Annotated in this window: 1 pseudogene; it reads right to left on the bottom strand. The window is 38.2% G+C overall.

What is annotated here, in order from left to right:
• Positions 1 to 246, bottom strand: a pseudogene (locus tag HC175_RS21550) (carboxypeptidase-like regulatory domain-containing protein); the annotation flags it as partial.
• Positions 247 to 343 lie beyond the last annotated feature (97 nt).

The following is a 343-nucleotide window of genomic DNA, read 5'->3' as shown; positions in this document are numbered from 1 at the left end:
GAACAGCAGATCTTTATACTGAAGTGCCGAAAAATATAAGGAGTCATTAAGCTTTGCATAGATACTGAAGTTGCCTTTTTCTGTTGATACACTTCCCTTTCCGGAATTTTTATTATAGATCGTAATTCCCTTAGGATCGCCTTCCGCCGGTACTTTTATAGTACCTTCAATCTCCACCTCCCCAAAAGATTGAGCAGTCGAAAATGTTGTGATGAACAGAAAAATTAGAAGCAGCAGGTTCTTCATCCAGGATCAATAACGGGAAAATGTAGGAAATATTTTACAGATGTTAAGCAATGGAATCATAATTAGCCTCTATACACTAAGACCCTTCGACCAACTC

The sequence above is a fragment of the Salinimicrobium oceani genome (genome assembly GCF_012037645.1).
Note: the sequence above shows the minus strand (reverse complement) of the source record. Positions and strands in the feature narration are given on the sequence as shown.